Annotated in this window: 20 protein-coding genes and 1 pseudogene; 9 read left to right on the plus strand and 12 right to left on the minus strand. The window is 72.0% G+C overall.

Going from position 1 to position 18874, the window contains the following annotated elements; all coding sequences use genetic code 11:
- Positions 1–5: 5 nt before the first annotated feature.
- Entirely contained in the window at positions 6–1595 is a 1590-nt protein-coding gene (locus AB0O48_RS01650) for an MDR family MFS transporter (RefSeq protein WP_357246658.1), read from the minus strand.
- Positions 1596–1707: 112 nt separating this feature from the next.
- Here AB0O48_RS01650 and AB0O48_RS01655 point away from each other — a divergent pair.
- Positions 1708–2397: pseudogene (locus AB0O48_RS01655) on the plus strand (TetR/AcrR family transcriptional regulator); the annotation flags it as partial.
- Here the strand turns inward: AB0O48_RS01655 and AB0O48_RS01660 are convergent.
- The 7 genes from AB0O48_RS01660 to AB0O48_RS01690 all read right to left on the minus strand — a co-directional run bounded on the left by AB0O48_RS01660 (position 2330) and on the right by AB0O48_RS01690 (position 6789).
- Positions 2330–2839, minus strand: coding sequence for a GNAT family N-acetyltransferase (locus tag AB0O48_RS01660; protein ID WP_357246661.1), 510 nt, complete (start codon positions 2837–2839; stop codon positions 2330–2332). The pseudogene AB0O48_RS01655 and the gene AB0O48_RS01660 sit on opposite strands and share 68 nt — an antisense overlap.
- On the minus strand, positions 2836–3051 hold the full coding sequence (locus AB0O48_RS01665) for a biotin/lipoyl-binding carrier protein (RefSeq protein WP_357246664.1): 216 nt from the start codon (positions 3049–3051) through the stop codon (positions 2836–2838). The genes AB0O48_RS01660 and AB0O48_RS01665 overlap by 4 nt, the downstream gene beginning before the upstream one ends.
- A gap of 424 nt (positions 3052–3475) precedes the next feature.
- A complete protein-coding gene (gene rsrA, locus AB0O48_RS01670; RefSeq protein WP_030336658.1) occupies positions 3476–3763 on the minus strand; it encodes a mycothiol system anti-sigma-R factor in 288 nt (95 codons plus the stop codon).
- Between the two features lies 1 nt (position 3764).
- Positions 3765–4589, minus strand: coding sequence for a sigma-70 family RNA polymerase sigma factor (locus tag AB0O48_RS01675; protein ID WP_357246667.1), 825 nt, complete (start codon positions 4587–4589; stop codon positions 3765–3767).
- A 226-nt stretch (positions 4590–4815) separates the two neighbouring features.
- Positions 4816–5433, minus strand: coding sequence for an alpha/beta family hydrolase (locus AB0O48_RS01680; protein WP_357246670.1), 618 nt, complete (start codon positions 5431–5433; stop codon positions 4816–4818).
- 52 nt (positions 5434–5485) lie between these two features.
- Positions 5486–5878, minus strand: coding sequence for a WhiB family transcriptional regulator (locus AB0O48_RS01685; protein ID WP_357377506.1), 393 nt, complete (start codon positions 5876–5878; stop codon positions 5486–5488).
- 200 nt (positions 5879–6078) lie between these two features.
- Complete coding sequence (locus AB0O48_RS01690) at positions 6079–6789, minus strand: SOS response-associated peptidase (protein ID WP_365062353.1); 711 nt, start codon at positions 6787–6789, stop codon at positions 6079–6081.
- 102 nt (positions 6790–6891) lie between these two features.
- Here AB0O48_RS01690 and aroA point away from each other — a divergent pair, with 102 nt between their 5' ends.
- The 4 genes from aroA (at position 6892) to AB0O48_RS01710 (ending at position 11086) form a co-directional block, all read left to right on the plus strand.
- Positions 6892–8193, plus strand: coding sequence for a 3-phosphoshikimate 1-carboxyvinyltransferase (aroA, locus tag AB0O48_RS01695; protein WP_357246678.1), 1302 nt, complete (start codon positions 6892–6894; stop codon positions 8191–8193).
- Between the two features lie 136 nt (positions 8194–8329).
- The gene (gene rsgA, locus AB0O48_RS01700) at positions 8330–9325 is read left to right on the plus strand and encodes a ribosome small subunit-dependent GTPase A (protein WP_365063237.1); all 996 of its coding nucleotides are present in this window, start codon (positions 8330–8332) and stop codon (positions 9323–9325) included.
- A 28-nt stretch (positions 9326–9353) separates the two neighbouring features.
- Positions 9354–10172: a histidinol-phosphatase gene (hisN, locus tag AB0O48_RS01705; RefSeq protein WP_365062356.1), complete on the plus strand. Its 819-nt coding sequence runs from the start codon at positions 9354–9356 to the stop codon at positions 10170–10172.
- Between the two features lie 26 nt (positions 10173–10198).
- Entirely contained in the window at positions 10199–11086 is an 888-nt protein-coding gene (locus AB0O48_RS01710) for a hypothetical protein (RefSeq protein WP_365062358.1), read from the plus strand.
- Between the two features lie 27 nt (positions 11087–11113).
- Here the strand turns inward: AB0O48_RS01710 and AB0O48_RS01715 are convergent, their stop codons facing one another.
- Positions 11114–12313 carry a glycosyltransferase gene (locus AB0O48_RS01715; protein WP_357246690.1) on the minus strand — a complete coding sequence of 400 codons (1200 nt, stop codon included), beginning with the start codon at positions 12311–12313 and terminating at the stop codon, positions 11114–11116.
- A gap of 224 nt (positions 12314–12537) precedes the next feature.
- Here AB0O48_RS01715 and AB0O48_RS01720 point away from each other — a divergent pair, with 224 nt between their 5' ends.
- The 3 genes from AB0O48_RS01720 (at position 12538) to AB0O48_RS01730 (ending at position 15020) form a co-directional block, all read left to right on the plus strand.
- Positions 12538–13536: an SDR family oxidoreductase gene (locus AB0O48_RS01720; RefSeq protein WP_365062360.1), complete on the plus strand. Its 999-nt coding sequence runs from the start codon at positions 12538–12540 to the stop codon at positions 13534–13536.
- A gap of 59 nt (positions 13537–13595) precedes the next feature.
- Complete coding sequence (locus AB0O48_RS01725; protein ID WP_365062362.1) at positions 13596–14357, plus strand: ATP-binding protein; 762 nt, start codon at positions 13596–13598, stop codon at positions 14355–14357.
- 90 nt (positions 14358–14447) lie between these two features.
- Positions 14448–15020 carry a DUF5709 domain-containing protein gene (locus AB0O48_RS01730; RefSeq protein ID WP_112583682.1) on the plus strand — a complete coding sequence of 191 codons (573 nt, stop codon included), beginning with the start codon at positions 14448–14450 and terminating at the stop codon, positions 15018–15020.
- Positions 15021–15026: 6 nt separating this feature from the next.
- Here AB0O48_RS01730 and AB0O48_RS01735 read toward each other — a convergent pair whose 3' ends face one another.
- The gene (locus AB0O48_RS01735) at positions 15027–15680 is read right to left on the minus strand and encodes a response regulator transcription factor (RefSeq protein ID WP_357247169.1); all 654 of its coding nucleotides are present in this window, start codon (positions 15678–15680) and stop codon (positions 15027–15029) included.
- A gap of 14 nt (positions 15681–15694) precedes the next feature.
- Positions 15695–16834: a DUF5931 domain-containing protein gene (locus tag AB0O48_RS01740; protein ID WP_357246699.1), complete on the minus strand. Its 1140-nt coding sequence runs from the start codon at positions 16832–16834 to the stop codon at positions 15695–15697.
- A 119-nt stretch (positions 16835–16953) separates the two neighbouring features.
- Between AB0O48_RS01740 and AB0O48_RS01745 the strand changes: the two genes are divergently transcribed.
- On the plus strand, positions 16954–17409 hold the full coding sequence (locus AB0O48_RS01745) for an ATP-binding protein (RefSeq protein WP_365062365.1): 456 nt from the start codon (positions 16954–16956) through the stop codon (positions 17407–17409).
- 409 nt (positions 17410–17818) lie between these two features.
- Here AB0O48_RS01745 and AB0O48_RS01750 read toward each other — a convergent pair whose 3' ends face one another.
- Positions 17819–18664: a G5 domain-containing protein gene (locus AB0O48_RS01750; protein WP_365063240.1), complete on the minus strand. Its 846-nt coding sequence runs from the start codon at positions 18662–18664 to the stop codon at positions 17819–17821.
- Positions 18665–18874: the final 210 nt, after the last annotated feature.

Consider the following 18874-nt stretch of genomic DNA (forward strand, 5'->3'; position numbering starts at 1 on the left):
GTGGGTCAGGCGACCGGGGCTGCCTTGCCGAGGGCGACCTCGGCCTCCTCCTCCGGAGTGGCCTGCGGCGGCGCCTCGTTGGCGGTGCGCAGCGGGATCTCCTTGATGAACCAGGCGAGCACCGGGATCGCGATGGTGAACACCACCGCCCAGAGGAACACGTGCGAGATCGCGTCGGAGAGACCACCGAGCACCAGCTCACGCGCCTGGGCGGGCAGGTCCTTGAGCTTCTCCAGGTCCATCCCGGCACCACCGGACTCGCCGCCGAAGGCTCGACCGCCCTCGGAGCTGGCCAGCCGGTTGGCGAAGATCGCGCCGAAGAGCGAGATGCCGAACGAGCCGCCGATCGACCGGAAGAACGTCGCCGCGCCACTGGCCGCGCCGAGATCCTTCTGCTCGACGCTGTTCTGCGCGATCAGCATCGTCGTCTGCATCAGGAAGCCCATGCCGACGCCGAGCACGACCATGTACAGCGACGACATCAGCTTGCTGGTGTTGGTGTCGAGCATGGACAGCAGCCCCATGCCCGCGGTCATCGCGACGCCACCGATGATCGGGTACGCCCGGTACCTGCCGTTACGGGTGATCGCCCGGCCGATGACAAGCGAGACCACGAGCATGCCGAACATCAGGGGCAGCAGCAGCAGACCGCTGTTGGTCGCCGACGCCCCCTGCACGGTCTGCTGGTAGAGCGGCAGGAAGTTCATCGCGCCGAACATCGCGAAGCCGAGCAGGAAGCCGATCACCGAGATCAGCGCGAAGTTACGGTTCGCGAAGAGCGCCAACGGCAGGATGGGCTCCTGGACCCGGCGCTCCACCAGGCCGAACGCCGCCAACGCGACAACGGCCAGTACGGCCAGGCCGAGGATCTGCGGCGACGTCCAGTCGTACTCGTTGCCGCCCCAGGTGGTGATGAGCACGATTGCGGTGATGCCGACCGAGAGCAGCCCGGCGCCGAGCCAGTCGATCCGGTGCTCGGTGCGGTACTTCGGCAGGTGCATCGTGGTGATCAGCACGAGCAGCGCGATCCCGCCCAGCGGCAGGTTCACGTAGAACGCCCACCGCCAGGAGAGGTGGTCGGTGATGAAGCCACCGGCCAGCGGACCGGCGACCATGGCGATGGCCATGATGCCGGCGATCATGCCCTGGTAGCGCCCACGCTCGCGGGGCGGGACCAGGTCACCGATGATCGCCATCACGCCGACCATGAGCCCACCGGCGCCGAGGCCCTGCACGGCACGGAAGGCGATGAGCTGGACCATGCCGTCCTCCGGGCCGCCGAGCATCCCGGAGCCGGCCATGCCGCAGAGGGCGGAGCCGACGAGGAACATGATGACCGAGGTCAGGAAGACCGACTTGCGGCCGTAGAGGTCACCGAGCTTGCCCCAGATCGGGGTGGACACGGTGGTGCCCAGGACGTACGCGGTAACCACCCAGGTGAAGTGGTTGAGGCCGCCGAACTCGCCGACGATCCGCGGTAACGCGGTGCTGACGATCATGTTGTCGAGCATCGCGAGCATCATCGCGATCATCAGCCCGAACAGCACGACCCGGATGTTGTTGGGTCGTACGCCGGTCTGTGTTGCTTGAGTCATAGGTAAGCTCCCCCCGAGGAATGTCGTACTTACTTGCCGCCCGGCTAGTCACCTTACTAGCCGCACGGTAAGTTGGGTAGGAAGCCACGGTCAAGCGATTAGGAGTGCGTGAGTGAGGGAGAGCACAGGCGGGACGCGGGAGCGGATCAAGGCCGTCGCGCTCGAACTCTTCACCGAGCAGGGGTACGAGAAGACCTCGCTGCGGGAGATCGCCGAGCGTCTCAACGTCACCAAGGCCGCGCTCTACTACCACTTCAAGAGCAAGGACGACATCGTCGCCAGCTTCGTCGAGGACCGGCTGGACCGGATGGACGAGCTGAACGCCTGGGCCGCGACGCAGCCCGCCACGCTGGCCACCCGCCGCGAGCTGATCTCCCGGTACGCGGACACGATGTTCGACGGCGCGCAGCCGTCGGTGATGCGTTTCTTCGAGCAGAACCAGACCGCGCTGAAGAGTCTCTCCGCCGGCCAACAGATGCGCGGTCGGATGTTGGACCTGGCCGACGCGCTGTGCCGGGGCGACGAGTCCCCCGCCGCCCAACTGCGCGCCGCGCTGTCGATCTTCGCGGTGCACACGAGCTGGTTCGCGGTCCGCGCACCGCACATCAGCGACGACGAACGCCGCAAGCTCGCCCTGGAGGTGGCCGACGAGTTGCTCGCCGCCATCGGCACCGACCCCGACGCGAGCGACCACGACGGACCCGCCGCCGGCCAGGGCTGACCGGTCGGGCGGCTCAGCCGCGTGTCAGGACCAGCCGCAGACCGAGCAGGTCGACGCCCACCGCCGGAGCCCAGTCCTTCTCCGGTGCCCGGACGAACCCGAGCCGCGAGTAGAGCCGGTGCGCCGAATCGGCCATTCCGGCCCGGACGCAGATCACCACCGCCGTGCAACCCAACTCGACGGCGCGTGCCACGCACGCCTGCGCGAGTGCCGCGCCGACACCCCGACCCTGAGCGCCCGGGTCGACCGCGAGCATCCGGAACTCCGCCTCGCCCGGCCCGGACAGCTCGGCGAACGGGGTGCCCGGCAGCACGAAGGTCACCGACCCGAGCACCGCCTCGGTCACCTCGTCGACCGCGACCAGCACCTCACCGCTGACGGCCCGGGTCGACACGTCGGCCAGCACCTCGCCGTACCCGTGTTCGCCCTTGAGCTGGCCGTCCGCCTCGTACGCGGCCACGGTCAACCGGGCCACCGCCGGAAAGTCGGCCGGCTCGGCCGAACGGACCCGCAGCCCGCTCAAGCAATCACCGCGATCAGGTCACCGTCCTGTACGACGTCACCCTCGTGCACCGCCAGCTGCTCGAGCACACCGTCGGACTCGGCGAGGACGGGGATCTCCATCTTCATCGACTCGAGGATCACCAGGGTGTCGCCCTCGGCCACGGTGTCACCTGCCGAGGCGACGACCTTCCAGACGTTCGCCACCATCTCGGCGCGGATCTCCTCGGCCATGTCCGGGCCCTCCCTTTTCGCGATGTGCCTGCCGACGTATCCAATCATGCGACGTCCGCCGGTGGGCGCGCAGCGGCACGGCCGGGATGACGCACCCGCCCCGGGGAAAGGCGGCAGGTGTCGACCGCACTACCATCAGCGGGTCGGACCCGATGCCGGGCCGTCGGTGGGTGCACCGACGCCGAGGTCGTGGGCAGCACGGATCCGCCCCCATCACGAGGAGGTCAGCATGGCGAAGAAGTCCCGCAAGAAGAAGGCTCGTAAGAAGAGCGCCGCGAACCACGGCAAGCGTCCCAACTCCTGAACGGGTCGACGGGCCGGCGGCCCGTCACCGCTCAGCTCGACCCGGCCGACGCCGGGTACACCGGTGGCCCGGGTCGACAACGACCCGGGCCACCGGTCTTACGCTGTGCTCTGCCGACGCTCAGTCGGCCAACTCGCGCGAATCACTGGTCTCGAAGACCACCAGCTCGGTGAGCTTGACCCGCAGCCGCTCACGCAGCTCGTCCGGGGCGGTCTCGTTGCCGCAGCACCGAGCCACCAACGCCCGTACCTCCTGCTCGAGCCCGTACTCACGCAGGCACGGCCCGCACTCGTCCAGGTGGTGCCGGATCAGCGAGCGCCGCTCGTCGGCGCACTCCAGATCCAGGTAGAGGTAGACCTCCGCGAGCACCTCACGGCAATCCGTCTCGTGCGGCTCCCCACAGCTCACGTCACACCTCCCGGCCGGCGGCAGCGGTCGAGCCCTTGGACGAGCGGGCCGCACTGAAGCCCCGCTCCCCGGCGTAGCGCTCAAGCAACTTGCGCAGATTACGACGGCCCCGGTGCAGACGCGACATCACCGTGCCGATCGGCGTACCCATGATGTCGGCGACCTCCTTGTAGGAGAAGCCCTCGACATCGGTGAGGTAGACAGCCAGGCGGAACTCCTCCGGCAACTGCTGGAGGGCCTCCTTGACGTCGCTGTCCGGCAGCCGGTCCAGTGCCTCGGTCTCGGCGGAGCGCAACCCACTGGAGGTGTGCGACTCGGCCTCGGCGAGCTGCCAGTCGGTGATCTCCTCGGTGGGCGCCTGGATCGGCTGGCGCTGCCGCTTGCGGTAGGAGTTGATGTAGGTGTTGGTCAGGATCCGGTAGAGCCAGGCCTTCAGGTTCGTGCCCTGCTCGAACTGGTGGAAGGCCGCGTACGCCTTCAGGTACGTCTCCTGGACCAGGTCTTCGGCATCCGCCGGGTTGCGTGTCATCCGCAGCCCAGCAGCGTAGAGCTGATCGACGAATGGCATCGCGTCCCGCTCGAACCGGGCCCTGCGCTCGTCCGTCTTCTCGGTGGTCAACCGCACATCCCCTCGCGTCGGATGCTTTCCCGCCGAGGATACGCGCACGGACCTGCCCGCAGATTCACTTCCCGCCGGTGTGCCTGTGCTCACCGCACCCGCCCCGCCCGGTCCCGCCGTCGCGGGCCACTCCGGGCCATCCAGCAGCCGCTTCAGCTGCCGGGCGTCCCGCTCGTCCCGTTCCAGGCTTCGTGTCTCGGTCGGCACCGGTCACCCCCCTCGCAGAAAAGTCTTCCGGGGTTAGTAACGCGAGATGACCACTGGGGCATTCCGGCTGGCCTCCCGTTCCTGGTCCCGGCCCCGACGGCGGCCGGCGCTGGGACCAGGAAGGGCCTGGGAGGACTGGTGTCACCGGTCCGGATCGGGCCGGCGGCACCATCGGATGCAACGACCCGCGCCCGGCACCGGAAACGGTCGCGCGGGCGAGCCGGGATCAGGTGGGCGCCCAGCCCTGGGCGTGCAACCAGACCCGGACGAGGTCAGCGGTGCCGGCCGGATCCCGTCGCAGGTCGTGCGTCTCCCCGGGACGACTCACCACCTGCACGGTCGGCCCCGGCTCCGGTGTCCCGAACGGGTCCCGGTCACCGTTGACGACAAGCGTCGGCAGGCCGGTGTCCAGTTCAGCGGCCCGCGAGCGCTCCGGCCGCCCGGGTGGGTGCAGCGGAAAGGCCAACGCGACCACACCGGCCGCACCCACCGCACGGGCCGTGCGGCAGGCCACCCGAGCGCCACTGGAACGGCCACCGACCAGAATCGTCGGCACGTCGGCGTGCCGCTCCCGCAGCACGGCGAGCACCGCCGTCCAGGCCTCGTCGAGATGACCTGCCGGTGCCGGCGCACGTCGACCGGCGACCCGGTAGGGCTGGGTCACCCGCGCCACCACCAAGCCGGCCCCGACCGCCGCGTCCCGGACCGCGAGCAGGTCGGGGGCATCGACGCTGCCGCCCGCGCCGTGCCCGAGCACCAGCAGGGCGGTGGCCGGGCGGGACGGCAGGTCGGTGTCGATCCGCGCCGAACCGCGCGGTGTGTCGATCTCGTCGCTGGGCAGCACCGACCCATTCTGCGCCGCCGGACCGGCGACGGGTGCGGGCCGGGTGAACCGATCAGCTCAACGGGACCAGAGTGAGCAGCCGATCCCGTACCGGCGGGCCGGCGTCGTCGACGGCGTCCGGGTCCGGCTCGACCTCGCCACGCCAGGCGACAAGCATCGCCCGCCGCTCGCGGGGTGTCGTGGCACCCCACACGCCGTGGCAGTCACCGACGTCCAGCGCCCAGGCCAGGCAGGACCCCTGCACGTCGCAACTGCGGCACAGTGCGACGGCGGCGTCCGCCGGTTCGTTCGGTGCCGGAAAGAATGTCTCCGGATCGACGCTCTGGCATGTGCCTCTGGTGCGCCACGCGTCGTCCTGTCGCCGTTCCCGCACGGCCTTCAGCAGTCGCGGATCTCGCCGCGCCGCAGCAACCTCGTGCGGGCGAGGCATACGCGCCCGTGTCATCCACCCACCTCCCCCGTGGGACCGGCAAGATCGGTGGACGTCGTCCGCCCCGTGCGAATCGACAGCCACTACCGGCGCTGTGTTCTATCGCACTTCACAACGCCGAGACAAGGGTCTGCCGGGAACATGACTGAACGGCCAGGAGACGAATCGCGCGCAACCCTGGCAAATCGGCGCTTGACGATGCGCGGCGGTCGGTCTCAGAACAGGGTCAGCTCCTGCGGTCGCACCGATGGCTCCACCGGCACCCGGGCGGTCAAATGCGGCCCGTCGTTGCGGACGTCGCCCACCGCCGCCCCGACCGGCCGGATTTCCAACCCGGCGAGCCACTCGGCCGACGCCGGGGTCAGCAACCGCTCCGGCTCGTCGGTCGGCGCCAACCACGACGCCCAGTGCTCGGGCGACAGCAGCACCGGCATCCGGTCGTGCACCTCGGCCAGGTCGCCGAGCGCCGCGGTGGTCAGCACGCTGAAGGTGAGCCGGGTCTCGACCTCGGACTGCCAGACCGACCAGATGCCGGCCAGGGCGAGCACGGAGCCGTCGGCGGGCGTCAGGTAGTAGGCCTGTCGCCCACCGTCGGGCCGACGGACCCACTCGTACCAGCCATCCGCCGGGATCAGGCAGCGGCGACGGGCGAACGACCCGGCGTACGCCCGACTGGTGGCCACCGTCTCGGCCCGCGCGTTGATCATGCGGGCCGCCCCCGCGGGAGAGCGGGACCAGTGCGGCAGCAGACCCCAGCGACCGACGCAGAGGCTGCGGTGCCCCTCGGGGCTGACCCGGACCAGCGGCACCGGGTCGGTCGGCGCGACGTTGTGATCCGGTCGGAGCAGGCCGTCGGTGTCGTCGGACGACTCGAACAGCGCGCTCAGCTCCCCGGAACTCCTGGTCGTCGCGTACCTGCCGCACATGGACCACACGCTAACGCGTCAGCGCCCCGCCGGCTGTCCCGCCAACCGGGAGTACGACCACCGCCTCCCGCCATCGGGCGGTCGACGCGGCAGAATGTGACCGTGGGGAATCTGACCGCGACCCGGCCGCCACAGCCGTGGAGCGCACCGACCGCGTCCAACCCGGTGGCGGCGACGCTGCGCCTGCCCGGGTCCAAATCGATGACCGCGCGCGCCCTGGTGCTCAGCACGTTGGCCGCCGGACCGTCGACGCTTGCCGAGCCGCTGCGAGCCCGCGACACCGAGTTGATGGCCGCCGGCCTGCGCGCGATGGGCGCCCACGTGTCGATCAGCGACGACGAGCGCTGGCTGGTCCGGCCGCACCCGCTGAGCGGCCCCGCCCACGTCGACGTGGGCCTGGCCGGCACCGTGATGCGGTTCGTGCCGCCGGTGGCCGGGCTGGCCGACGGGCCGGTCACCTTCGACGGCGACCCCTACGTTCGCACCCGGCCGCTCGGCCCGCTGGTCGGCGCACTGCGCTCGCTGGGTGTCCGGATCGACGTCACCGGCACGGGCAGCCTGCCGCTGACCGTCTTCGGCACCGGTGGGGTCACCGGCGGCGAGGTGGTGATCGACGCGTCCGTGTCCAGCCAGTTCGTCTCCGCGTTGTTGCTGGCCGCCCCTCGCTTCGACCGGGGTGTGGTGGTGCGCCACGTCGGCCCGCCAGTGCCCTCCGCGCCACACCTGCGGATGACCGTGCGGATGCTGCGGGCCGCCGGCGCGGCCGTCGACGACAGCACCCCCGACGTGTGGACCGTCGAGCCCGGCCCGCTCACCGGGCGCGGTTGGGAGATCGAACCGGACCTCTCCGGCGCGGTGCCGTTCTTCGCCGCCGCCCTGGTCACCGGTGGTGAGGTGACCCTGCAGGGCTGGCCGCACAGCAGCGCCCAACCGGTCGAGCAACTCCGCTCGTTGCTGCACCGGATGGGCGCCGAGGTCACCCTCTCCACCGCCGGGCTGACCGTGCGGGGCACCGGCGTGGTGCACGGCCTGACCGCCGACCTCTCCGACGTCAGCGAGCTGACCCCGGTGCTGACCGCGCTGGCCATGCTCGCCGACTCGCCGTCGGTGCTCACCGGCGTCGGGCACATCCGAGGCCACGAGACCGACCGCCTGAGCGCGCTCGCGGCCGAGTTCACCGCCCTCGGGGCGGACATCACCGAAGCGCCGGACGGGCTGGAGATCCGACCCCGTCCACTGCGCGGGGGGACCTTCCGCACCTACCACGACCACCGCATGGCTCACGCCGCCGCGGTCGCCGGGCTGGCCGTTCCCGGCATCGAGGTGGACGACGTGGGGTGTACCTCCAAGACCATGCCCGAGTTCCCGGCACTATGGTCAGCGATGGTGACCGGCAAGAGCTGACGCGAGAAGAGGACAGGTCCTGGCGACCAAACGGCGGGAGTACGACGAGGACGACGTACGGGTCCGGCCCGGAAAGTCGTCGCGCCCGCGTACGCGCACCCGCCCCCAGCACAACGATGCGGTCGACGGCTTCGTCATCGCCGTCGACCGGGGGCGCTACCAGTGCGTGCTGGCCGGGGCCGAGCGCGGCGTGGTGGGGGCCGAGCTGCCCACGGTGACCGCGATGCGCGCCCGGGAGCTGGGCCGCAAGTCGGTGGTGGTGGGCGACCGGGTCAGCCTGGTCGGGGACACCTCCGGCGCGGAGGGCGCTCTCGCCCGGATCGTCCGCATCGCCGAGCGCCGATCGGTCCTGCGCCGCACCGCCGACGACGACGAGACCACCGCCGAGGGCCGGCTGGAACGGGTGGTGGTGGCCAACGCCGACCAGCTCGTGATCGTCAGCGCGCTTGCCGACCCGCCGCCGCGCACCGGGTTCATCGACCGCTGCCTGGTGGCCGCGTACGACGCGGACGTCGAGCCGCTGCTCTGCCTCACCAAGGCCGACCTGGCCGGGCCGGAGGAGGTGCTCGGCTACTACACCGAGTTGGAGCTGCCGTACGTGCTCAACCGTCCCGACTCCGACCTGGGCGCGCTCCGCGCGCTGCTCAGTGGCAAGGTGTCGGTGCTGGTCGGGCACTCCGGGGTGGGCAAGTCGACACTCGTCAACCGCCTCGTCCCGGACGCGCTGCGCGCGGTCGGCGTGGTCAGCGCGATCGGCCGGGGCCGGCACACCTCCACCAGCGCGGTGGCGCTGCGGTTGCCACCGGTGCCCGGCGTCGACACCGACCCCGGCTGGATCATCGACACCCCCGGGATCCGCAGTTTCGGGCTGGCGCACGTCTCGGCCGACAGCCTGCTGCACGGCTTCCCGGACCTGGTCGAGGGCACCGTCGACTGTCCGCCCAACTGTCAGCACACGGCCGACGAGGCTGCCTGCGGGCTGGACGCCTGGGTGGCCGCCGGCAAGGCCGACCCGCGCCGGCTGGCCTCGTACCGCCGGTTGCTCGCCTCCCGGGCCGGTGAGGGTGACTCGCGCGGCGAGAGCGACCAGCGCGGGCCCGGCGAGGGTGACCGGCGCGGGCCCGACGAGTGAGCCGAGGGGCGTCGGCTAGGTTGCCGGCATGACCGGGTACGCCGACGACCTCGCCCTTGCCCACCTGCTCGCCGACCGGGCCGATGCCATCGCCATGGCCCGGTTCCGCGCGCTCGACCTGCGGGTGGAGGCGAAGCCCGACCTGACTCCGGTCTCGGACGCGGACACCGCCGTGGAGCGGGAGATCCGCGCCCTGCTGGCCGAGCACCGGCCGACCGACGGGCTGCTCGGCGAGGAGTACGGCGCGCAGCCGTCCGCCGACCCGAACGGCCGCCGGTGGATCATCGACCCGATCGACGGCACCAAGAACTTCGTCCGGGGGGTGCCGGTCTGGGCCTCCCTGATCGCGCTCTACGACGGTGACCGGCCGGCGGTCGGCGTGGTGTCCGCACCGGCGCTGGGCCGGCGCTGGTGGGCGAGCGCGGGCGCGGGCGCGTACGCCGGTCCCGGTGCCGCCGCCGGCGAGCGGATCGGGGTGTCCGCGGTGCACGGGATCGCGGATGCCAGCTTCTGCTACTCGTCGCTCGACGGGTGGGAGCGCGCCGGGCGGCTGGACGCGATGTTGGACCTGATGCGGGCGACGTGGCGCAGTCGGGCGTACGGCGACTTCTACGGCTACATGCTGCTGGCCGAGGGCGCACTGGACGTGATGGTCGAACCGGAGCTGTCCCTGTGGGACGTGGCGGCGCTGGTGCCGATCATCACCGAGGCGGGTGGCACGGTCACGGATCTGTTCGGTCGACCGGCTCCGGCCGGTGCGCCGGGCACCGACAGCAGCGTGGTGGCCACCAACGGGGTGCTGCACGCCGACATCCTCAGCCGGCTCGATCGGCCAGCCGAGCGCTGACCCCCGCCAACCTCTATCCTCGCCAGGTGGTCTCCTCCGGTTGGTGTTTTCTCGCGGCGATGATCGTCGCGTACGGCTTCGCCAACCTCCTCCAGTCGGTGGCCGCGGCCCGCACCACGGTCCACCACACCTTCGATCCGGGCCTGCTGCTGCGTCTCGCCGGGCACCGGACGTACCTGATCGGACTGGGCTGCCAGATCGGCGGGTTCGTGCTCGCCTTCCTGGCCCGCCGGGACCTGCCGCTGTTCCTGGTGCAGGCGAGCGTCGCGGCCGGGCTCGGGGTGACCGCCATCCTCGGCGTGCTGGTGTTGAAGTGGCGGCTGCCGGTGGCGGAGGTGGTGCTGCTGGTCCTGCTCTTCGCCGGGATCACGGCGCTGGTGCTGTCCGCCCGGCCGGCCCCGTCGAAGCAGCTCGGCACCGCTGGCTCGATCGCCCTGCTGGTGGCGCTCGGCGTCATCGCGGTGCTCGGCGTCTTCGCCGTCCGACTGCGCGGGGCGCCCGGCTCGGTGGCCCTCGGCTCGCTGGCCGGGTTGGCGTTCAGCTCGGCGGCGGTCGCCGCCCGGCCCCTGGCGTCCGCGTCGTCCGCCGAGGCGTTCCTCTCCCACCCGCTGTTCTATCTGCTGATCGCCCACTCGATCGTCGGCCAGTTGCTGCTGGGGTTGGCCATGCAGCGCGGTTCGACGACCGCCGCGGTCGCCGCGATGGACGCCGCCGGTGCGGTGCCGGCCGCGATCGTCGGCCTGCTGCTGCTCAACGACAAGATCTGGCCCGGCCGGGAGTGGCTGGCCGCGGCCGGTTTCTTGGTCACCCTGGCCGCGGTGATCGGGCTGACCCGGTACGCCGAGCCGCAGCAGCAACGCGCGGTGGGACGACGTCGCGACCAGGCCATGGTCGTCGTCGGGCGGTCCGGCTGAGACACCGGGCCGCCCGACGCGCCCTCTTCAGGCCTCGACCGGCTTGCGGCGACTCACCACCCGCTCGTAGAGGCGCTCCAACGCGCCCGCGGTGCGCTCCCAGGTGTAGCTGCTGCGCACCCGGTCCACCGCGGCGTGCCCGTAGGCGAACCGGCCGGCGTTGTCGGCGAGCAGCCGGCGCAGAGAGACGCCGAGCGCCCGCACGTCGCCGGGGGGCACCAGGCGGCCGGTGACCTCGTCGACGACGGCGTCCGCCAGGCCGCCCATCGCGTAACCGATCACCGGCACGCCGCAGGCCATCGCCTCCAGTGAGACCCGCCCCGCGGAGGAGTAGTGCGGCGTGCAGGCGACCACGTCCGCCGAGCGGTACCAGGTGGCCATCTGGTCGTGCGGCACCGCTCCGACGAGCCGTACCTGGTCGACGACGCCGACCTGCTCGGCCAGTTCGCGCAGACGCCGCGCCTCGGCATGGTTGGCCAGTTGGTCGGCCGGCGGCCCACCGGCGATCACCAGCTCGGCGTCACCGACCAGTCGCATCGCCCGGATCAGGTCCTCCTGGCCGTGCCCCGGAGACAGCGAGCCGACCGAGAGGATGCGGGACCGCTGTTCGCGCGGCGCCGCCTCGCCGTCGGGCTGGAACAGCTCGATGTCCACCCCGGCCGGCACCAACGCGACCGAACTGCGTTGCAGGCCCATCCGGGTCAGCTCGTCGACCTCGTCGTTCGACTGGGCGACGGCGATGTCGACGGCCCGGGTCAGGGCGCGTTCCAGCGTGATCCGCTCCCCCGGCCCGTCGTAGTGGCCGCCCAGGTGGCGTGCCTGCTCGACGCCGAGCGAGTGGAACGTCTGCACCACCGGGATGTCGGTCTCCCGAACCGCGTGTGCGGCGGCCAGGCCACCGACCCAGTAGTGCCCGTGCACCACCTCGGGCCGCCAGGCGCCGGACCACGAGTCGGCCAACCAGCGGCCGAACTCCGTCACGTGCGGGATGAGTTTCGCGGTGGGTAGTGGGGTGGGCGGGCCGGCGGGCACCTGGAGCACCTGGTAGCCGTCGACGTCGACGGTCGCCGGCAGGCCGGGGTCGTCCCGGCGCTCGTACAGTCGTACGTCGTGGCCTCGCTCGGCCAACTCGGCGGCGACCCGTGCGATGTGTTGCCTGGTGCCGACCGGTGGGCCGTCGGCGTGGCGGTATGAGCTGGCGTGCGCGCAGACGAGGCCGACGCGCATGGGTCACCTCCCTGCGATCTTCCCTCGGCAGTGGTCCTCCCGTTCAGAGCGTCCCATTAACCTCGGGAGCGGGAGTCGAAACCTGGCAGATCGGGAAGAGTGCCCGCGAGTGCCACCGACGCTTGCGCCACGGCAATCACATTGACCACACGAAACGCCGTTAGCCGGAAGATCGACAATCAACAGGTGGCATGACCAGGCGCGGGCGGGGGTACCGCTCAGGAATGCCGCTGACCCGCAGCCTCGACGATTCGACCGTGGTGATCACTGGCGCGTCCAGCGGGATCGGCACGGCGACCGCGTACGCGTTGGCCCGCCGGGGTGCGGCCGTCGCGCTGGCCGCCCGCAGCGAGGCGGCCCTCCGCCAGGTCGCGCTGCGCTGCCAGGAGTTGGGCGGCCGGGCGCTCGTCGTACCGACCGACGTGACCGATCTGGAGTCGGTGCAGCGGCTGGCCGATCGGGCGGCGGCTGAATTCGGTCGCATCGACGCCTGGGTGAACAACGCCGGAGTCGGCGTGGTGGGTCTGTTCGACGAGATTCCGATCGCCGAGTTCCGTCGGGTGGTGGAGGTCAACCTGCTCGGCGCCGTGCACGGCATCAAGGCCGCCCTTCCGTACCTCGGCGCCGCCGGAGGCGGCGTCCTGGTCAACAACGCCTCGGTGCTGGCCGAGGTGGCCATGCCGTACCAGTCGGCGTACAACGCCACCAAGCACGGCATCCGCGGGCTGGCCGACACGGTCCGACAGGAGTTGCGGGTCACCGGTCGCGGTCAGATCTCCGTCTGCACGGTGCTACCGGCCACCATCGACACCCCGTTCTTCCGGCACGCGGCCAACCACAGCGGTCGGGAACTCATGCCGCCGCCCCCGATCTACCCACCGGAGGTGGTCGCGGAGACCATCGTCCGGGTGCTGCGTCGGCCCCGGCGCGAGGCGTACGCCGGCGGCGCGGGCCGCCTGCTCGGCCTGCAGTGGCGGCTGGCGCCCGCGCTCGTGGAGCGCGCCCTCGGCTGGTACGCCCACCGCGCGCAGTTCGGCCCGGGCGCACGGGTGGACAGCAGCGGCAACGTCTTCGACGCCGACGGGCAGGCCCACCGGGACGGCGGCTGGCACGGTCGCCGACGCCAGCTGGTGCGGATGAGCGCCGCGTTCGGTCTCGCCGCCGCCGGCACCGCGGTCGGCACCCTGGCGGCGATCAATCGTCGATCCCGGTTGGCGCCCTGATGACCGGCATCGAGCGCCCGAATGCGCGAACGGTCGTCGGCGCGCACAATGGGGCGATCATGTCGAGCTGTCTGGTGGAGATCGACGATTCGTCGGCGGTGGTCCGGCTGACCGGGACGCTTGACGCCGCGGAAGCCGAGGCGGTACGCGGCGCGCTGCTCGCCTGTCTCTGGGACCGACCGGGCCCGGTGGTGGCGGACGTGACCGGGCTGCGGGTCGCGGACCCGATCGGGCGGGCCGTCTTCGCCGACGTTCGCCGCGAGGTCGCCGACTGGCCCGCCGTGGATCTGCTGCTGTGCGACCCGGCGGTCGACCGGCCCGTGCAGGTGGACGCCGGGGCACCGCCCCGGCCGGCGATGGTGGCCGGCGTGCCGGCCTGGCCGACGGTGGACGGGGCGTTGGCCTCGGTCGCGGTGGCACCGCTGGCGGCGGTGCTCACCGCCGAACTGGCCCCGGCGGTGGGAGCCGCCCGGCAGGCCCGTGACCTGGTCACCACCGGCTGCCGACGCTGGGGCATGGAGATGCTGACCGACCCGGCCAGCATCGCGATCACCGAAATGGTGAACAACGTGGTGGCGCACGCACGGACCCCGATGACCGTACGGCTGGCCCCCCAGGACGGCACCCTGCACCTGGCGGTGCGCGACTACTCGGCGCGTCGGCCGACGTTCGCCGGGTTGTCCCCGCCGAACCGGGTCGGCGGCCGGGGGCTGCTGCTGATCGACACGGTGGCGCGACGCTGGGGCAGCAGCGCCCTACCGGACGGCAAGGTCGTGTGGTGCGTGCTGCACCCGGAGGACGAGGTCGCACACCTCGGCTGATGCGGCCTATCGCCTCCGGTGCCGCTTTCGACCACGGCACAGCCTCGGGTGCTCCGGTTATGGCGGGAGGGCAGCGGGTAGTGATCAGACATGCGCGACAACGAGTACCCGACCCCCGTGTCCGACACCGAGGCGCAAGGTCTGCCCGACACCGCCGATGACGACTCGACCGCCAACGACGACGTCCTCACCGGCCGCGAGGCGGACGGCCCGGACCCGGCCCAACTCCCCGGCGACCGGACGCCGGTGGCGGTGGACCGGTTCGGGACGACCGCCGAGGAGCAGCTCGACGGCGAGTCGTTGGACTACAAGCTCGACCGCGAGGTCTACGAGCGCCCGGCGGACGACCCGCTGGCCGGAACGATCGACCCGAAGATCGCCTTCGAGGCGGACAACCTGGAAGCCGCCGCGGAGGCACAGCTGGACGCCGACGTGATGGACCCGGGACCCACCTCGGATCCGAACTCGCCGGTCTCCCTCTACGACCACGGTCAGCTCGGCACGGTGGCCGACGCCACGGTGGGTCGGCTGGTCGAGCCGGACGAGGGGTCGCACACCGACCAGGAGACCGACTCGGTGGCGTACGACGCCGGTTCCGCCGGCGGCGGCGCGACCGCCGAGGAGTTGGCCATCCACGAGACGGAGCCGCCGCGCTCGGTCTGACCGTGGTCAGTCGTCCAGGCCGCGTTCGATGGCGTACCGGGTCAGCTCGACCCGGTTGTGCAGTTGCAGCTTGCCCAGGGTGTTCTGCACGTGGTTCTGCACCGTGCGGTGCGACAGTCCGAGTCGCTGCGCGATCTGCTTGTACGACATCCCCTTCGCCACCAGCCGCAGCACCTCGGTCTCCCGGTCGGTGAGCCGAGGCGTTGCCGGTTCCCCGCCGCCGGCCGGGTCGGGGTCCTGCCCCGGCCCGGCGGCCAGCCGGCGGTACTCGCCGAGGACGAGCCCGGCGAGGCCGGGGGTGAAGACCGCGTTGCCGGCCGCGGTCCGGCGGACCGCGTCGAGGAACTCCGCGGGGGCTGTCGACTTCACCAGGTATCCGGTGGCCCCCGCCTTGACCGCGTCCAGCACGCTCTGCTGTTCGCCACTGGCGCTGAGCATCAGCACCCGCACGTCGGGCAGTGCCGCGCGCAGCCCCAGGATCACCTCGACGCCGGAGATGTCCGGCAGTTGCAGGTCGAGGACGACGACGTCGGGCCGGGCGGCGGCGGCCACCCGGATGGCCTGTCGCCCCTCGCCGCTCGTCGCCACCACCAGGAATCCGGCCTCGGTCAGGTCGCGGGCCACGCCCTCCCGCCACATCGGATGGTCGTCGACCACCATCACTCGCGTCGCGTTCACCGCTGCGCCCTCGGCACGGTCAGCTCGATCTCGGTGCCCGCCTCGGGGGCGGATGCGATCCGCACGGACCCGCCCAACTCGACCACCCGGCCCCGGATCGACTGGGTCACGCCGAGCCGGCCCTGAGCGGCGGCCTCGGCCAGTCGGCCGTCCGGGATGCCCGGCCCTTCGTCGCGGATCGACACCGTCACCGTCTCCCCCTCGTCCTCGATCAGCACCCAGGCCCGTCCGCCGGCGTGCCGCCCCACGTTGTCCAGCGCCGCGCCGGTCGCGGCGGCCAACTCTCCGGCCACCCGGCGTGGCAGCGGCACCGGGGTGGCCGGGGCGGAGAGCGCCACCGCCGACGAGGCGTACCGGCTGAGCAGGGTCCGCAGGTCCACCGCGGCGGCGTCGGGTCCGTCCAGGGCCACACCGGGGGCCGGACCGGTGCCGGCGATCAGCGCCCGCAACGCGGCCTCCTGCTCACCGGCCAGCCGGGCCAGCTCGCCGGCCTCGCCGGGCAGGTCAGCGCCCCGCCGCTGGACCAGCGCCAGCACCTGGAGCACCGAGTCGTGGATCCCCCGGGCCAGTCGTTCCCGCTCCCGGGTGGCGGCCTCCAGTTCCACCGCACGTTGCAGTCGTTCCTCGGCGCCTGCCGCGAGACGGGCCACGTGCCCGACCACCACCCCGGCGAGCAGCATGAGGATCACCCCGGTGAACGAGGACTGGCCGATCCGCTCCCGGGTGGCCAGATCCGCGCCGGCAACCAGCAGTGCCGCGATCGTGCCCCGCCGTCGGCCGCCGGAGACGGCCCAGGCCAGCACCGGGCCGGCCATCCAGGCGACCCCCATGGTGGGTACGCCGTGGGTGAGCGCCGTCCGTCCGACCACCCACGGGGTGGCCAGCACGACGGCCAGCACCACGCCGAGATCGGCCAGCAGCAGCGGCCAGCGCCGCCAGGCCGGTCGGGCGTACGCGAGCGCGGTCGCCCCGGTCCAGGTCATCATCACGAGGACCAGGGCACCGACGGCGTACGGGTGGGCGTACCGGTCGGCGTCGCGCACCGCGAGCGCGCAGACGTACGCCAGGGACGCCAGCCTGAACACCGCGAGCGCACGCCACAGCGGCACCTCGAATCCACCTGGCGGCGACGGCATGGCCGTCACGATGCCACATCCGACAGGTAGCACGGCGAGCAGCGAGTGCGGTTCGGGAAACCCTGACGTACGGTGGAAAAGCCGCGAAATACTCCGAGATGCGCCGCCGGGACGGGCCCATGACGAACGCAGATCCGCACGCACCGCGTACGGTTGTGCCCATCGAACCTGCCCTCCTGATCGCCGACGCCTTCGACCAGGCCCAGGTGACCGAGATTCGACACTCGGTCACCTCCTGCGCGCACGCTTCCGGGCTCGCCGGCCAACGGCTCGACGACTTCGTGCTCGCGATCAACGAGTTGATCACCAACGCGGTGCGGCACGGCGGCGGACGCGGCTGGCTGCGGCTCTGGCACGAGTCGGAGCTGCTGGTCTGCGAGGTCGCCGATCACGGGCACGGGATCAGCCCGCAGCGACTGGGCGATCGCAGCCGGCCAGCCACGGACACCGCCGGCGGCTGGGGCCTCTGGCTGGCCCGCGAGCTGACCGACGCCATGGAGGTCGTCACCAGCACCGCCGGCACCACCGTCCGAGTCACCACAAGCCTCACCCAACACAACCACACCCCGCACTAACTCGGAAGTAGACCTACTTCCTACCGATTAGGGCCGCTTCGCGCAGCGGAGCGACAGCGACTAACCCCACGCCCCCGCGGTCCGCGCCCCCGCCCCGCGGTCCGCGCCCGCGCACCCCGCCCCGCACCCGCGCACCTCGCCCCGCCCCGCGCGGACGCCCTCGCCCCGCCCCCGCCCCCGCCCGTCGATCATGGGTTCGTGGTGGGCGACAGCTCCGCATGCGCCCCTTGTGCGCGGCACCACAACTCCATGATCCACGCAGATCAGGGCGGGCGCTTCGGCGATCTTGCGGTTTCTGTTGTCGGGATGGGTGGGATATCCCTTATGTCGCGACAGAACCGCGAGATCGCGCGGGTGAGGTGTGAGGGCGGGGGCGGGGGCGGGGTGGGGGTGGGGTGGGGGTGGGCCGTCAGTCGCAGGCCGTGCCGTCGCCGTCGCGGTCCAGGTCGTAGATGTCGTCGCCGATCACCCTGATGGGTCCACTGACGTAGGCAGGGCCGTTGCCGCTGCCGCCCGCGCAGTCGACGTCGCTGGCGATCGGGACACAGCCGCTGTAGTTCGGGTCGCACGTCGAGGACTGCGGCTTCTTGGTGCCGACGGCGACGACCTGGGTCACCGGCTGCTTCGTCACCGTGGACTTGACCAGTTTTTTCGACGTCCGCACCCCGTTCGTGGTGGTCACCTCGTACGTCAGGGTTCGCACTCCGTTGACGCCCTTGGTCCGGACGACGCGCTTGCCCTCGGCCAGGGACGCGTCCTTGACGGTCGTCTCGCCGTACCGGACGGTGGCTTGCTCCGTCTCGGTCCTCACCCGCACGACCGGCGCGGGCGCGGCATCCGGCGGGGCCGGCACCGGGGACTCGGTGGCGCCGAGCGTGGCGACCGGTGTGGCGACCGGTGTGGCAACGGGCGTGGCGACGGGCGTGGCGACGGGCGTGGCGACGGGCGTGGCGACCGTTGTGGCAATCGGCGCGGCAGCCGGCGCGGAAGCCTCGTCGGTCGGCTCGGCGGGCGCCGCCACGATGGGCTGCTGCGCCTGCTCGGCGGCCGTGCCGGTCTTGGTCGGCTCCGGTTCGCCGGCCAACGCGCCGATGATGGCGGTACCGGTACAGCAGAGCAGCAGGATCGACAGGGTCACCGAGCCGAGGATCACGGCGGTCCGACGGGCGGGACTGGCCCGACGGAACCAGTTCGGGCGGCCACCCGGGCCGGACTGCGGTGCGTACGGCGGGCCGGGGACCGGCGGTGGTTGCATCGTCACGGCGATGAGTGTCGTCGCAAACACCGTCCGCAAGATCCTCCGTCGTGCTCGTCACCTGCGCCGTTCGCGTCACGCCGATGATCCGTGGGCACGTCTTCGGACGACGGGACGACACCTGCGGCAACCCTCAGGCCGACTGATCAGGGCCGATCGTGCGGCTGGATTTGCCTACAAAAGCCGCGAATCCGAACGAGTACGCCCTCG

The sequence above is a fragment of the Micromonospora sp. NPDC085948 genome (genome assembly GCF_040686315.1).
Lineage (GTDB): Bacteria > Actinomycetota > Actinomycetes > Mycobacteriales > Micromonosporaceae > Micromonospora.